The organism is Acetobacter sp. DsW_059, assembly GCF_002153695.1.
Taxonomy (GTDB): Bacteria; Pseudomonadota; Alphaproteobacteria; order Acetobacterales; family Acetobacteraceae; genus Acetobacter; species Acetobacter thailandicus.
In genome coordinates, this window is sequence record NZ_JOPI01000035.1 from 1 (window position 1) to 15409 (window position 15409).

Annotated in this window: 13 protein-coding genes; 4 read left to right on the top strand and 9 right to left on the bottom strand. The window is 49.0% G+C overall.

Annotated features, from left to right (window positions below):
* The first annotated feature begins 167 nt into the window (after positions 1 to 167).
* From HK25_RS08005 to HK25_RS08020, 4 genes are read left to right on the top strand one after another with little or no spacing between them, the layout of a single operon-like run.
* Positions 168 to 1412 carry an efflux RND transporter periplasmic adaptor subunit gene (locus HK25_RS08005; RefSeq protein ID WP_086635925.1) on the top strand — a complete coding sequence of 415 codons (1245 nt, stop codon included), beginning with the start codon at positions 168 to 170 and terminating at the stop codon, positions 1410 to 1412.
* Complete coding sequence (locus HK25_RS08010) at positions 1409 to 4579, top strand: efflux RND transporter permease subunit (RefSeq protein ID WP_086635892.1); 3171 nt, start codon at positions 1409 to 1411, stop codon at positions 4577 to 4579. The genes HK25_RS08005 and HK25_RS08010 overlap by 4 nt, the downstream gene beginning before the upstream one ends.
* On the top strand, positions 4576 to 7887 hold the full coding sequence (locus HK25_RS08015) for an efflux RND transporter permease subunit (RefSeq protein ID WP_255406294.1): 3312 nt from the start codon (positions 4576 to 4578) through the stop codon (positions 7885 to 7887). Before HK25_RS08010 ends, HK25_RS08015 begins: the two co-directional genes overlap by 4 nt.
* A gap of 26 nt (positions 7888 to 7913) precedes the next feature.
* Complete coding sequence (locus tag HK25_RS08020; RefSeq protein WP_086554372.1) at positions 7914 to 9482, top strand: efflux transporter outer membrane subunit; 1569 nt, start codon at positions 7914 to 7916, stop codon at positions 9480 to 9482.
* A 53-nt stretch (positions 9483 to 9535) separates the two neighbouring features.
* On the opposite strand, the gene HK25_RS08025 is transcribed toward HK25_RS08020, so the two are convergent.
* From HK25_RS08025 to rpsM, 9 genes are all read right to left on the bottom strand, one after another.
* The gene (locus tag HK25_RS08025; protein ID WP_086554373.1) at positions 9536 to 9712 is read right to left on the bottom strand and encodes a DUF1328 domain-containing protein; all 177 of its coding nucleotides are present in this window, start codon (positions 9710 to 9712) and stop codon (positions 9536 to 9538) included.
* 54 nt (positions 9713 to 9766) lie between these two features.
* Complete coding sequence (locus HK25_RS08030) at positions 9767 to 9994, bottom strand: hypothetical protein (RefSeq protein WP_086554374.1); 228 nt, start codon at positions 9992 to 9994, stop codon at positions 9767 to 9769.
* 13 nt (positions 9995 to 10007) lie between these two features.
* The gene (locus tag HK25_RS08035) at positions 10008 to 10772 is read right to left on the bottom strand and encodes an ABC transporter ATP-binding protein (protein ID WP_086554504.1); all 765 of its coding nucleotides are present in this window, start codon (positions 10770 to 10772) and stop codon (positions 10008 to 10010) included.
* Positions 10769 to 11533, bottom strand: coding sequence for an ABC transporter permease (locus HK25_RS08040; RefSeq protein WP_086635926.1), 765 nt, complete (start codon positions 11531 to 11533; stop codon positions 10769 to 10771). Before HK25_RS08040 ends, HK25_RS08035 begins: the two co-directional genes overlap by 4 nt.
* Positions 11530 to 12609: an ABC transporter substrate-binding protein gene (locus HK25_RS08045; RefSeq protein ID WP_369824738.1), complete on the bottom strand. Its 1080-nt coding sequence runs from the start codon at positions 12607 to 12609 to the stop codon at positions 11530 to 11532. The genes HK25_RS08040 and HK25_RS08045 overlap by 4 nt, the downstream gene beginning before the upstream one ends.
* Positions 12610 to 12882: 273 nt before the next feature.
* A complete protein-coding gene (rplQ, locus tag HK25_RS08050) occupies positions 12883 to 13308 on the bottom strand; it encodes a 50S ribosomal protein L17 (protein WP_086554375.1) in 426 nt (141 codons plus the stop codon).
* Positions 13309 to 13336: 28 nt separating this feature from the next.
* Complete coding sequence (locus HK25_RS08055) at positions 13337 to 14356, bottom strand: DNA-directed RNA polymerase subunit alpha (protein ID WP_086554376.1); 1020 nt, start codon at positions 14354 to 14356, stop codon at positions 13337 to 13339.
* Positions 14357 to 14464: 108 nt separating this feature from the next.
* A complete protein-coding gene (gene rpsK, locus HK25_RS08060) occupies positions 14465 to 14857 on the bottom strand; it encodes a 30S ribosomal protein S11 (RefSeq protein ID WP_086554377.1) in 393 nt (130 codons plus the stop codon).
* Between the two features lie 66 nt (positions 14858 to 14923).
* The gene (gene rpsM, locus HK25_RS08065) at positions 14924 to 15301 is read right to left on the bottom strand and encodes a 30S ribosomal protein S13 (RefSeq protein WP_086554378.1); all 378 of its coding nucleotides are present in this window, start codon (positions 15299 to 15301) and stop codon (positions 14924 to 14926) included.
* Positions 15302 to 15409 lie beyond the last annotated feature (108 nt).

Below are 15409 nucleotides of genomic sequence, written 5' to 3' on the forward strand. Positions count from 1 at the left end.
TATCAAAGTAATAGTTGCGAAACAACGATACGTATGCTTTATGTTTAAACGAGAATGGTATTTTGATACTGAATTTCACATCAGTGAAATACCCGGCCCTTCCTCAGGGAAGCACTCCTGCACTGAGGCGGGCAACAATAACTTTGGCGGATGACACTGACCCTCTTATGGATAATGATCTCACAGATTACCCTCAACATATGTCACCGCCACCAGAGCCGCCATCTTCAGATAAGCGGATCACGGTGCGGACGATTATTATTATTGCCGTTGTATGCCTGCTGGCTCTGGGTGTGAAATCCTGCTTTTTTCACGCACCCTCACACCCAAAGAATCAGCCAGGTAATACCTCTCCTGAAAATGATGATACTCAGCCTGTAGCTGTGACCGCTGCAAGGCGCGGGTCGATCCCTGTCAACCTGATTGAACTGGGTACGGTTGTCCCCATTACAAACGTCACTGTTCAGACACGTGTCGAAGGGTACCTGACTGATGTTCTGTTCACTGAAGGGCAGCACGTACATAAAGGGGACCTTCTGGCAATTATTGATCCGCGCCCTTACCAGGTTCAGCTCGAGCAATATGAAGGACAGCTTGCACGTGATCAGGCCCAGCTTGGCCAGGCTCGCGTTGATAATGCCCGCTACCAGCGCCTGATTAAACAGGACAGTATCGATGCAAAAACAGCACGTGATCAGCAATTTCAGGTTGAACAGCTTGAGGGAACAGTAAAGGCTGACCAGGCTCAGGTTGATAGTGAAAAGCTACAGCTTATTTACTGTCATATTGTTGCACCTGTTGATGGTCGTATTGGTATCCGTGCAGTTGACCGGGGGAATTTTCTGTCTGCCGGGCAATCAGGCGGACTGGCCATTCTGACACAGATGCAGCCCATCTCGGTTGTCTTTACACTCCCGCAGGAGCAGCTGCCTGAGGTTGCAACCCAGCTAAGAGAGAAAAGAGAGCTGAAGGTTGCTGCATGGGACAGCTCTAACACACATAAAATTGCCGATGGTATTGTTAGCGCTCTCGATAGTCAGATTGATACCTCAACAGGCACAGTGCGCCTGCGCGCCATTTTTGCCAATGAAAATGAACATTTATTTCCCAACCAGTTTGTGAATGCTCATCTCCTGGTTAAAACCCTCGATAATGTCGTTCTTGTGCCGTCAAATGCTTTACAAACCGGCCCTTCAGGACGTTTTGTCTATATTGTCAATAATAATGACACCGTTGATATTCGAAGAGTTGTTCCCGGCGTTTCAAACGAAACCACAACGGTTATCAGCTCAGGTCTGAGAGGCGGGGAGCGTGTCGTCACTGATGGAACTGACCACCTGCGTATTGGTACGCATGTGACTATTCCGGTCGCTGAGAAAACTGACCTCTCTCCAGGCTCTTCAACACCGTGAACCCTTCAGCTCTCTTCATACGCAAACCGGTTGCCACGACTCTTCTGATGATCGCCATTATGATGGCGGGGATGCTGGGGTATTATTTTCTGCCTGTTTCAGCACTACCGCAGGTTGATTACCCGACTATCACAGTCGAGACCTTCTATCCCGGGGCCGGACCGGAGGTTATGGCCACATCAATCACGGCTCCGCTGGAAACACAGTTCGGGCAGATGTCAGGTGTTGATCAGATCACCTCACGTTCCTCAGGTGGCGCATCCATCATTACGATGCGCTTCAGCCTGTCGATGACAATGGATGTTGCTGAGCAGGAAGTACAGGCCGCAATTAATAACGCCAACTCACTTCTGCCCTCCGACCTGCCTGCGCCCCCGGTTTATGCAAAAGTTAACCCTGCTGATACCCCGGTTATCACTCTGGGCATTACGTCAGCGACAATTCCCTTGCCTGAAGTTGAAGACTATGTGGATACACGTCTGTCTCAAAAAATCAGCCAGATTTCGGGCGTTGGTCTCGTAACTCTGTCAGGAGGCAACCGCAAGGCCATTCGTGTGCGCGTTAATGTGCCAAAACTCACCTCTTATGGTGTGGACATGGATACACTGCGTACCACCATTGGCAACGTCAACGTTAACTCTCCGACCGGCACATTTAACGGTCAGGAACGGGCTGTTACATTACGCGTAGATGGCCAGATTTCTTCAGTGGATATGCTGCTTAACCAGGTTATCGCCTATCAGAACAGCGGACCGGTTCGCGTACGGGATATCGCCAGCGTTGTCATCGGTGCTGAAAATAGCCAGCTGGCAGCATGGGCCAATCTGACTCCTGCTCTGATTATGAACGTACAGCGTCAGCCCGGAGCAAATGTCATTGATGTTGTCGATAATATTAAAGCAGCCCTCCCTCAGCTCCGTCTGTCATTACCTCCCGGCATTGATATTACACCCCTCACTGACCGTACGACCACGATCAGGGCTTCAGTCGCAGACGTTGAATTTGAGCTGTTTCTGGCTCTGCTCCTCGTAGTGGGCGTCATTTTTATCTTTTTGCGTAATATCCCAGCAACAATTATCCCCAGCCTGTCTGTTCCCCTGTCAATCGTCGGCACATTTGCTGTGATGTACCTGATGGGCTTCTCGCTCGATAATCTTTCTCTCATGGCTCTGACAATAGCAACGGGTTTTGTTGTCGATGATGCCATCGTAATGATCGAAAATATCTCGCGCTATATCGAGCTGGGTGAAGACCGTATGACCGCCGCTATAAGAGGCGCCGGTGAGATCGGTTTTACTATTATATCACTCACAATTTCACTGGTGGCAGTTCTTATTCCGCTGCTGTTTATGGGAGATGTTGTCGGACGGCTTTTTCATGAATTCGCCATGACACTGGCTGTGACCATCATACTCTCAGCCATCGTGTCTCTGACACTTGTCCCCATGATGTGTGCTTATATTCTCAGTGAGCGCATTCATAACCCTCACCTCCCCCAAACGGCCTTTCAGCGCTGGTCTCAGAGTGTTGAAAATGCAACTGAGCGCCTCATTGCTTTCTATGGTCGCGGGCTGGATATCGTTCTTGAACATCGTGGCCTCACATTATGTGTCGCCACAGCTACGGTCGTTCTGACATGCGTGCTGGCAATTATTATTCCCAAGGGTTTTTTCCCTGATCAGGATACCGGTGTTATTCAGGGCGTTTCGGTGGCCTCTCAGAGCATTTCTTTTGAAAGTATGAAACAGCACCAGCAGGAACTGGCACGTATCATCCTTAAAGACCCTGATGTCGCCTCCCTCTCCTCTTTTGTTGGCATTGACGGACAAAACTCTACCCTTAATCAGGGGCGTTTTCTGATCAATCTTAAAGATCGGGGGCAACGCTCCGGCAGTGCAGCAGAAATTGCCAGTCGCCTGTCACAAACCACAGCGAAAGTTGTTGGTATTAAACTGTATATGCAGCCGGTTCAGGATCTGACACTGGATACAACTGTAACTGCCACACAATATCAGTTTCTGCTTGAAAACCCCGATCCAAAGCTGTTCGACACCTGGATCCCGCTTCTGCTGCAACGTCTGCGTAAGGAGCCGGCACTTTCTGAAGTCACGTCAGATCTTCAGGCACAGGGGCTGGTTGTTAAGGTTGTGCTCGACCGTACAACGGCCGCGCGTTACTCAATTACTCCCCAGACAATTGATAATATTCTTTATGATTCTTTTGGCCAGCGCCAGATTTCAACCATTTACACACAAGCCAACCAGTACCGTGTGATTATGGAAGCAGACCCCCTGCTTCAAACCAGCCAGAAATCTCTCAACCAGCTTTATCTGCCTGGCATTAGTGGCAATTCTGGTGAGAGCGTATCGGGCCCGACCCGTTCACCAACATCCGGCCTGGTGCCCTTACCTGCGGTAACACAAATTCAGCATAAGACTGCACCCTTACTGATCACACATTTTGGCCAGTTTCCGGCCACGACTATTTCGTTCAACCTGTCGGACGGATACTCGCTGGGGGATGCTACAGCCGCTATCCGCAGAGTAGAAAAAGACATTAAGCTCCCTCCGTCTTTTCAGACATCATTTCAGGGCACAGCAGCAGCTTTTGAAGGCTCCCTGGGAAATGAGCTTTTTCTGATCGGTGCAGCACTTGTGGCGGTCTATATTGTACTTGGCGTACTCTACGAAAGTTTTATCCACCCGGTTACTATTCTTTCTACTCTGCCTTCTGCTGCTATCGGCGCACTTCTGGCTCTCATGATCTCAGGGGCTGGGCTCGATATCATGGGTATTATTGGTATTGTCCTGCTGATAGGCATTGTAAAGAAAAACGCCATCATGATGATTGACTTTGCTTTAGAAGCCAGCCGTGTATACGGCATGGACTCTCTGCAGGCGATCAGACAGGCTGCTCTCCTGCGTTTTCGTCCTATTCTGATGACCACACTTGCCGCAATGCTCGGCGCATTGCCTATGGTGCTTGTACACGGTAACGGAGCAGAACTGCGCTATCCGCTGGGTCTGTCGATTATCGCCGGTCTGGCTATGTCACAGATACTGACACTGTTTACCACTCCGGTAATTTATCTGGCTCTCGACGGATTGAGTAACCGCTGGAAAGCCTGGCGTAATGGCAAAAGCATGCCGGAGCCAGAAGCACCGTGAGCTCAGAAAAACCATTCAGCGTATGCCGTGTTTTTATTGAAAGGCCTGTTGCAACGGTCCTTCTGGCACTGGCTATGGTCCTGACAGGCATTATGGGGTTTGTTCGCCTGCCTGTTGCCGACCTGCCGAATGTTGATTTTCCGGTTATTGTTGTACAGGCCAGTCAGCCTGGCGGGTCTCCCGAAGAAATTGCAAGTTCTGTCGCGGCCCCCCTTGAGCGTCATCTGGGGCAGATCGCCGGACTTTCAGAAATGACCTCCCGATCATCTGAGGGTGAAGTCCGTATTATTCTTCAGTTTGACCTGTCTCGCGACATTAATGGCGCAGCAAGAGACATTCAGGCAGCTTTACAGGCCTCCCACGCCGACCTGCCGACCTCTCTGCGTTCAAACCCGTATTACTATAAAGCCAACCCCAACGCAGCACCTGTGTACGTTCTGGCACTGACCTCTGATATACATACACAGGCACAGATGTATGAATATGCCTCTAATGTTCTGGTGCAGCAGATCTCACAGATTGAGGGAGTAGGACAGGTTGATATTGGCGGCAGCTCTCTGCCAGCCGTGCGTGTTGAGCTTAATCCCAAACCACTTTTTCAGTATGGTATCGGTTTTGAGGATATTCGCGCAGCACTGGCCTCAGCCAATGCGAACACCCCCAAAGGTGTTATAGATAATAATGGCGTGCGCTTTACCCTGCAAACCAACGACCAGGCACGCGATGCCAAAGCTTACCGTGACCTTATTATTGCCTGGCGCAATAACCGCCCGGTCAGACTGGCCGACGTCGCAACCGTAGAAAATAATGTTGAGGACATTCACAACAGCGGGTTTTTTGGTCAGGCTCACTCTGTCATTGCGCTGGTTTTACCTCAGGCTAATGCCAATGTCATTGAGCTTATCGATAAAATACGACAAAAAATCCCACTCATGCGCAGTGCTCTGCCCGGCGGTGTTGATCTGCATATCGGGCTTGACCGCTCTCTGACAATCAGAGCCGCGCTGGCGGACACAGAGTTTACGCTGATTATTTCAGTTATTCTTGTCACGCTTGTTGTTCTGGCGTTCCTTAACTCTCTTCGTATGACGCTTATTCCGGCACTCGTCGTACCTACTTCTATTATCTCAACATTCGCTGTCATGTGGCTGCTGGGCTATTCACTCAACAACATGTCCCTCATGGCGCTTACGGTTTCAACCGGCTTTGTTGTTGATGATGCCATTGTCGTTGTCGAAAATATTGCACGCTACCTTGAAAAGGGCTTCTCCCCCCGGGAGGCATCGCAGAAAGGATGTGATGAGGTCGCTTTTACTGTTGTGTCTATTTCTATCTCTCTCATTGCCGTTTTTATACCGATTATGTTCCTGAGCGGACTTTCAGGCCGTCTGTTTCATGAATTCACAATGACACTGACTGTGTCTATTTTTATCTCCATGATTTTGTCATTAACGCTGACACCAATGATGGCGTCTCAGCTGCTTAAAGCACACGATGAAACCGGGAAAAAACTCAGCCCGCCACTACAAAAATTTATTGATATTATTCTCTGCCCTCTGAACTGGATTGAAAGAGTGTATGCCTCAACACTCGAAATCGCCCTGCAACACAGGCGCATTACACTCTGGTCCCTGCCGGCATCATTTATTTTAATTGCTATTCTTTTAGTCAGTCTGCCGAAAGGGTTTATTCCTACCTCAGATACTGGTCTGGTTATTGGTCATGTTAAGGGAAGCCAGAGCATATCTTTTGCCCAGCTTTCACAAAAACTGCTCTATATTCAGAAAATCATTGGCGAAGATCCGGATGTTGAGGACGTTGCAAGTTTTGTGGGTGGACAACATGACGCCCTCAATGCCGCAACTATGTTTTTACGCCTGAAAGATAAAACATTACGCCCCGACACGGGGGCCCACATGATAACCCGCATAGAAAAAAAGCTTAAAAACCTCGTAGGGGCAGAGCTATTTCTGGTAGAGCCTGGTACAATTCACTCAAGCGCCAGGCAAAGCGACGGATCGTATCAGTATACGCTCCAGGGAGGGGATGCTCAGGAGCTTTACCAGTGGACTAAGAAACTAACGGCTGAACTTCAGCGCCATAAACAGCTTCAGTCCATCTCATCAGACGTCGATGAAGGTGCTCCTGCTATCGGTGTGCACATAGCACGTGATACAGCAGCCCGCTTTAATCTGACCCCGCAAATGATTTCTAATACATTATATGACGCTTTTGGGCAGCGTGCGGTCTCTATTATTTATAACTCTATGAATCAGTACCGTGTGATCATGGAGGCTAATCCGCTCTACTGGTCCTCACCTGAAATGCTTAAACAGGTATGGGTCAGTGTTTCTGGTGGTTCAGCCGGTGGTGGTACAAAATCAAACACTATTCGTGTCAGAAAAGCGAGCGTAACAAGCTCATCTGGTGGCAGTGGTACGACAGAGGCTGATCTCAGCCAGGCCTCCTTTAAAAACCAGATTGCGAACTCTCTGGCCGGTGGCACCGGGGCATCAAATGGTTCTGCTGTTTCTACATCAAAAGAAGCAATGCTTCCTTTAACCTTTGTCTCTCAGATTAATGACACAATTGCTCCCCTGACGGTTAACCATCTGGGGCAATCTGTGGCGACAACCATTTCGTTTAATCTGGCAGATCATACTTCACTCAGCCAGGCAATCCATATTATTCGCCGGGCCGAGCTCAGAATGCACATGCCCCACACTATCCGGGGAAGTTTTATCGGCAATGCTGCACAACTTAAAAAATCTGGCGTTACCCAGTCTCTTACTCTGATAGCAGCTCTGGCTGCTGTCTATATAACTCTTGGTATTTTATATGAAAGCTATATTCACCCACTGACTATTCTTTCAACACTTCCTTCTGCCAGCTTAGGTGCCCTTATTGCATTACGATTATTTGGCCAGGAACTTTCTTTAGTCGCGGGGCTGGCAATTATTATCCTGATCGGCATTGTAAAGAAAAATGCTATTATGCTGGTCGACTTTGCTCTCGACACCGAACGCACTGATGGTACGCCAGCTCTGCAGGCTATAAAAATGGCGTGCCTTTTACGTTTTCGTCCTATCTTTATGACGACACTGGCTGCAGCCTGTGGCGCTTTACCGCTCGCCCTTGCACATGGGTATGGTTATGAAATCCGCCGCCCGGTCGGCATCGCCCTTATGGGGGGGCTAATCCTCAGTCAGGCACTTACTCTGTACACAACACCGGTTGTTTACCTCCTTCTTGATAAACTCCGTATGCGACCAAAACCCAAAACTAAACCGCGGCCCGTATCATCATGACAGGCAAGCCAGCTGAGACACACAAGATGAAGCCTCTATTCTCCCACCTGCTTTCTCGCCGTCTATACCTTCTTCTGGGCCCACTGGTCCTTGCGGGCTGTATGGTAGGACCGGACTATAAACGTCCTAAAGCCATTGTCTCAGCTAAATTTAAAGAACTGCAACCCTCTGAAGGGTGGAAATATGCGGCACCTGGTGCGGCTGAAATTCCTAAAGGGGCATGGTGGACAATGTATCACGACCCGGTTCTTAACGAACTGGAGGAACAGGTTGCCATTAATAACCAGAACGTTAAGCAGTATGAAGCACGATATCGTTCTGCCAGGGCTTATATTAACGCTGTTAAAGCACAGCTCTACCCAACCCTGAGTTCATCTGCTGCGTTTAACCGCCAGAGTACAGGGCGTGGAACGTCTGACAGTGTCGCGGCCCTGCCATCAAATACAACCAAGAACAACTATAGCCTTGGTCCTTCTGCCTCATGGGACCTTGATTTGTGGGGAAGAATTCGTCGTCAGATCGAAGGACAGGTTTCAGAAACCCAGGCCTCAGCAGCTGACCTTGCAAATGCCAAACTCTCATACCAGGCTCAGCTTGCCAGCGCTTATTTTAATATGCGTTATCAGGACAGTCTCTTTGACCTTCTTGACCGCAATACAAAGTTTTATCAGCGCTCATACGAGATCACTCACAACCAGTATGAAGCCGGCACGGCTGACCCTACAACATTGTTTCAGTCAAAAACACAGCTGGAACAAACACGTGCTCAAACCACGGCCACAAAAATTGCCCGTGCGCAATATGAACACGCGATTGCTGTCTTTATAGGGAAAGCCCCTGCCGACTTATCCATTCCTCACGGTGCGCTGACACGTGAGGTGCCGGCAATACCGGTTTACATGCCATCTCAGCTCCTTGAGCGTCGTCCGGATATTGCTGCAGCTGAGCGCCGTATGGAGGAATATAATGCGCAGATAGGTGCGGCTGAAGCAGCTTTTTACCCACAGGTCACATTAAGTGCGTCTTACAGCTATGCAGGCGATCCTATTGGTTCGCTCATTCAGGTAGCCAACCGCGCATGGTCTCTCGGTGCATCTGCCTCTGAAACACTTTTTGCCGGCGGAAGTCGTACGGCTGACGTACGTCAGGCCGAAGCCAACTATGATTACTATGTTGCGAATTATCGTCAGACCGTTCTGACAGCCTTGCAAAATGTAGAAGATCAGCTTTCTAACCTGCGACTTCTCGCCCAGCAGGCCGATCAGCAGCAGATGGCAGTTGAAGCCGCTAACCGTGCCGTACAGGTCTCTCTTAACCAGTATATGGCGGGTACACAAATCTACACCAGCGTCGTAACTGCTGAAGCAACTGCACTTTCAAATGACCAGACTGCCCTGCAAATTCAGCAGGGACGCATTATTGACAGCGTATCTCTGATCGAAAATCTGGGAGGAGGATGGGACGCTTCAGAAATTCCCGACAAAGATTCAATGCAACGGGATATCCCTCTTCTGCCCAGCTTTATTCAGAAAGACAAAAATTATCTGCCTAACGATAAAGAACAACAAAAAGCGGCAGTGAAGAAGCAGAAATAAAAAAGTCTCTGTCTTTTTTTAAGACAGAGACTTCTTATGAAAAGAAAGGAGGGTTATTTCACCATAGCCCGACCAAAAAGCAAAGCGGCGACAAGAAACACCACAAACAAGATAATGGCTATAAAGAACAGTATTTTAGCGACACCTGCTGTCGCAGCCGAAATGCCGGTAAAACCAAACAAACCCGCGATAAGAGAGACTATAAAAAAGAAAAGTGCCAGCCTGAGCATATCTTATGATCCCAACAAAAGAGAAAAGTAAAAAAGAGAACTAAAGAAAACAGATCAGCGCCGACGTAAGAGACGGCCTGTAAAAAATACAATAAATGCAGCTGCCGCCAGACTCACAAAGGGTCTGTCAACGACAACATCTCTTACTGCGTCAGCAAAAGGAAATTTATCAGATGCTTCATTACCGCCTCCGGCCTGGCTGAACAAACCCTCAGCACCATCCTGAAGGCGGCCCACCCCTTCTTCAAGTTTAAACTGTGCCGTTTCACTTTTTACAGTCATTTTACAGATCCTCTTATCTAGCTGTGTTAACTGATACACCGGCAATCATAGAACGCAACTGCAACACGGCCTGTTTGAAAGGAACAGACTCTGCTTCCTTCATTTCTGCCGTAACATTGAGACAACCAGCAATTTTTGCCGGAGCTCCGGCCAGAACAACAATACGCGTAGCAAGCTTTAAGGCTTCTTCTATATCATGGGTAACAAACAAAATTGTTTTATGTGTCTGCTCCCAGATTTTCAGAAGCTCATCCTGCAAAGTATGGCGTGTAATCGGATCAAGAGCACCAAAAGGTTCATCCATTAACAAAAGATCCGGGTCAACGGTCAAAGCCCGCGCAACCCCGACACGTTGCCGCTGGCCACCTGAAAGCTTACGTGGCCAGCGATCAGCCTCAGCCGTCAGACCAACCAGACGCAAAGCACTCTCAATACGATCCTGCTTTTCCTGCCTGGTCAGAGCAAGCCCCTCCAGGCCAAAAGCCACATTTGCAGCGACACTACGCCAGGGGATAAGACGGGCATCCTGAAAAACCAGAGCATTCTTACGCCGCCTGGGATCGGGGGCGGCAGAGACCTCATGAACAGCTCCCTCCAGAGGGACCGTAAGCCCCATGACAACCCGTAATAATGTTGACTTACCAACACCTGAGGGGCCAAGCAGCGCGACAAACTCACCTCTTCTGAGAGAAAGTGTTACGTTACGCAGAATAAAATGTGCCCCCTGATCGTAGGACAAACCTATATTGTCGAGGGAAGCAACCAGATCATCATTCATACCTGCCACCGAAGCACGTATCTTCTTACAAAACCAAACAGAAAATCTGTTAAGGCATAAAGCAGAGCCATTGTCAGCATATAAACAACAACAACATCGGTAGCGAGCAAACTCGAAGCCTGCATCATACGCGCACCAATACCCGGCACACCAAACAGCTCGGCCGCTACTACTGACATCCACCCCTGCCCGAGGCCTGTACGCAAGCCAGCCATGATACCAGGTGCTGAAGCGGGTAACGTGATCTTAAATAAACCTGCCAGAAAGCGACCATGACCAAATGCGGCAGCAAGCTCGTAAAGTTCAGGATCAACGCTCTTGACGGCACCATATGCCGCATAAAAATTGATCCAGAACACTGAAATAGCGATAACAAATGTTGCGCCAGCCGTATTAAGGCCAAACCATAAAATGGCAAATGGCACCCATGCAAGGCCAGGCACCGGGCGCAACAGGCGGATAACCCCTTCAAGAAGACCATCAAGCACCTCAAGCATACCGCACAAGATGCCAAGGAAAGCCCCAAAGACTGAACCGATCAGAAGACCAAGAACATAATGCGTTAAACTATCGCCAATCGCCTGCTGCCAGAACCCGCTACGCACCTCATCAAGCCATGCGGGCCAGAGTGTGCCCGGAGCAGGCACCATGCCGGAAGGTAAGACGCCACTTGTAACGGCGAACTGCCAGCCAGAAAAAAAAACAATAAGTCCGACTGCTGAAAGTAAAATATGCCGTCTGTGCGAAACTTTTCTGATCACTTTTGAATCTGCCGCCACATATCGAGGTCAAAAAGCGCATCAACAGGCTCAGTCTTACGAAGCAGCCCCTGCTCTGCTTCAAAGTTCTGAAGCTCTGCCACACCTTTAACAATGCGTTGCGGATCACTGATAAAGTGCGATGAGGCATGAGTGAGAGCCTGTGTCATAATGCTCTCGCTCAGAAGCCCCCCACCCAGTACTTTCGTCACAAAAGGTGCGGCCTCCTCAGGATGCTCAGATAAAAATGTTGTTGCGCGCACAAAAAGCTGACCAAGCTTCAGTGCCCAGTCACGATGTGCCGGGTCTTCAGGTGCAACCACGGCCAGCACTGAACCTGGCTGATCTGGCATCAGATCATGGCCGGTGGCTAAAATTTTACTCTCAGGCAACCGATTACGAATAACGGTCAAAGCTGGCTCACGCAAAATAGCCGCATCAACAGCCCCTGCCAGAAAAGCCTGCTGTGCCGCATCAATATCGACACCGACAACAGAAACACTGTTTGTAAGAGGCGGTGATATCTTTACCTGCTGAAGCAGCCAGTACCGCAAAACGGTATCAGGCACAGACCCGGGAGGCTGAGCTGCGATACGCACATTTCGAGACTGTTGCTTTTTAAATGTTTCAAAAAGCGTTTTTACATCAGAAGAAGCTGGTGTTTTTTCTTCATTTTGCGTCAGTAATGCAGCCAGAGAGCCCCGTGAAATAACTTCAAGCTCTTCGACTGAAGCCGCTGTAATTACCTTAACATCCACACCATGAGCGCGCGCCTGAAGCAATGGCAGGACACCGGCCACATAGGCATCTATCCGACCAGAGACCAAAGCCTGTAAAGCCTGTGGGCCAGAAGTGAAGCGTACAGGCTGCAGGGTCAGACCGGCATCATGCGCCCATCCCTTTCCATCAATTACGAAAAGAGCGGAAGAGCCTATAACAGGTATATAGCCTATACGGATTGGTTCTGCTGCACGGGCAGAAAACGCGAAAATCTGCACGGTAAAAACACATAGCAGTATCGCTTTTAAAGAAAATCGCTTCATTTTTTCACGACCATTCATTGTGTGTTGCAGAGACATTACACAAATTTGTCTGTGATAAAACGATTATACTAAAATTTTATAAAAATAATAACTCGTGAAACATGAAAAATGCCCATAGCAGAACATTATTAACACGTTGAGCTTCTGTATTAAATATTACAGGAAACCTGCGTTAAAAACGCATATATTTTTTATTGATAGTCAAAAGGGGATAAAAAGTATTTTTAATAATCACCAGATTACGGAAAACACGATCAACCGGCAGGGTCTCACCAGAGACTGAAAGCCTCTGGTGATAAAAACCTTAAATCAGGCTGCGATGTCCTGATCTTCTGTTACTTCAGGACGAGGACCGCTGTCCTGGCCTTTTGCGCTGACATCACGATCAACCAGCTCAATAACAGCCATATCTGCTGCGTCACCATAGCGTACGCCAGCACGCATAACGCGGGAATACCCACCTGTGCGGCCTTTATAGCGATCAGCAATTGTAGAAAACAGTTTTTTCACGATTGCATCGTCACGCAGCATAGCGAATGCCTGACGACGAGCATGAAGATCACCACGTTTACCAAGCGTGATCAGTTTTTCTACAACCGGGCGAAGTTCTTTCGCTTTTGGCAGTGTTGTAGAAATCTGCTCATGTTTGATCAGTGCGACAGCCATGTTGCGAAACATAGCTGCACGGTGAGTTGAGGTTACGCCGAGTTTACGGCCGGCAATACGATGACGCATAGTTTATTCCTAGTCGTAAGAAGACGGCTTAAAACGACTCATCAAGCCGTTTAGCCATATCTTCAATATTTTCCGGTGGCCAGGCCGGCACATTCATACCCAGAGAAAGCCCCATAGACGTCAGAACTTCCTTGATTTCATTCAATGATTTGCGGCCAAAGTTAGGCGTGCGCAGCATTTCCTGTTCGCTCTTCTGAACGAGATCACCGATATAGATGATGTTATCGTTCTTAAGGCAGTTTGCACTACGAACAGAAAGCTCAAGCTCATCAACCTTACGCAGCAGATTCCGGTTAAAGGGAAGATCATCCTGCGGCTCTTCAGGCTGTACGCGGCGTGGCTCATCAAAATTGATAAACAGCTGCAGCTGATCCTGAAGAATACGAGCTGCCAGAGCAACTGAATCTTCCGGAGAGATCGCTCCGTTAGTTTCAACTGTCAGAAGCAGCTTATCAAAGTCTGTTACCTGACCAACGCGGGTTGGCTCAACCTTGTAAGACACACGCTTAACAGGAGAGTAAATCGCATCAACAGGAATCAGACCAATCGGTGCATCTTCCGGACGGTTAGCCGCAGCAGGAACGTAGCCTTTGCCCATTCCGACCAGGAACTGCATGCCCAGTTTAACACCTTCATCAAGCGTACAGATAACCAGGTCAGGGTTCATGATTTCAATATCATGACCTGTCTGGATCTGGCTTGCACGTACTTCGCCAGGGCCAGTAGCCGTCAGCACCATACGCTTTGGGCCCTCGCCATGCATACGCAGAGCGAGCTGCTTAATGTTCAGAACGATGTCTGTAACATCTTCACGAACACCTGCGACTGAAGAGAACTCATGCAACACGCCATCAATCTGAATGCCGGTCACGGCGGCGCCCTGAAGAGAGGACAGCAGAACACGACGCAGTGCATTGCCCAGTGTCATACCAAAACCGCGTTCAAGCGGCTCAGCAACAACTGTTGCAATACGTGCTGGTTCAACTCCAGGTTCAACCTCAAGTTTTTCAGGCTTGATCAGAGATTGCCAGTTTTTCTGAAGGACCAAGGTACCGGCCTTTCAATAGGAGGAACAACTGCTAAACAGAAGTTTCTCTAGCTTACACACAAACCGAAAAAATGGTGGCTGAACAGGCAGCCACCGATTTTTCAACTCTCAGACGCGACGACGCTTACGCGGACGGCACCCGTTATGGGGAACCGGTGTCATGTCACGAATAGAGGTAATGGAGAACCCGACAGCCTGAAGCGCGCGCAGTGCACTTTCACGACCTGACCCAGGACCGGAAACTTCGATTTCCAGCGTTTCCATACCGTGTTCACGGGCCTTACGACCTGCATCCTCAGCAGCAACCTGTGCAGCATAAGGTGTAGATTTACGTGAGCCTTTGAAGCCCTGAGCACCGGCTGAAGACCAGGAAATAGCATTTCCCTGAGAGTCAGAAATGGTGATCATTGTGTTGTTAAACGTGGACAGAACATGTGCCACGCCAGAAATAATGTTCTTGCGCTCTTTTTTACGAATGCGCTGCACTGCGGCTTTCGCCATATTTTTTTACCTCAGTCCCTGCCCAGAAGCCCTCTAAAGCCATCCGGAGTTTTTCAACAAATCGGATTAGCGTGTAACTTTTTTCTTACCTGCAATCGCAACAGCTTTACCCTTACGGGTACGAGCGTTGGTATGCGTACGCTGACCACGAACCGGCAGACCGCGACGATGACGCAGACCGCGGTAGCAGCCCAGATCCATCAGACGCTTGATGTTCATAGCGACTTCACGACGAAGATCACCTTCAACGCGATACTGGGTATCAATCAGTTCACGCAGCTTTGTGATTTCGTCATCACTCAGCTCATTAACGCGTTTTGCATCAGCAACACCAGCAGCAGAGCAGATCTGCTGAGCTTTAGTTGCGCCAATCCCGTATATGTACTGAAGCCCGATAACAACACGTTTGTTGCTAGGGACATTCACGCCGGCAATACGTGCCACGCCTTATACTCCTGTAAAAATCTGCCCTCACAGACAGATTCCCATGCGCTTTCACCAGGAAAGCAGATTTCACTTAGTGGCCGCGAAATATACCGGCCACCACAATAA

Excerpts from the sequence above, each read along its gene's own strand:
- HK25_RS08005 (WP_086635925.1), top strand. The coding sequence starts at position 168 with ATGGATAATGATCTCACAGATTACCCTCAACATATGTCACCGCCACCA.
- HK25_RS08020 (WP_086554372.1), top strand. The coding sequence starts at position 7,914 with ATGAAGCCTCTATTCTCCCACCTGCTTTCTCGCCGTCTATACCTTCTT.
- HK25_RS08025 (WP_086554373.1), bottom strand. The coding sequence starts at position 9,712 with ATGCTCAGGCTGGCACTTTTCTTTTTTATAGTCTCTCTTATCGCGGGT.
- HK25_RS08030 (WP_086554374.1), bottom strand. The coding sequence starts at position 9,994 with ATGACTGTAAAAAGTGAAACGGCACAGTTTAAACTTGAAGAAGGGGTG.
- HK25_RS08035 (WP_086554504.1), bottom strand. The coding sequence starts at position 10,772 with ATGAATGATGATCTGGTTGCTTCCCTCGACAATATAGGTTTGTCCTAC.
- HK25_RS08045 (WP_369824738.1), bottom strand. The coding sequence starts at position 12,609 with ATGTCTCTGCAACACACAATGAATGGTCGTGAAAAAATGAAGCGATTT.
- rplQ (WP_086554375.1), bottom strand. The coding sequence starts at position 13,308 with ATGCGTCATCGTATTGCCGGCCGTAAACTCGGCGTAACCTCAACTCAC.
- rpsK (WP_086554377.1), bottom strand. The coding sequence starts at position 14,857 with ATGGCGAAAGCCGCAGTGCAGCGCATTCGTAAAAAAGAGCGCAAGAAC.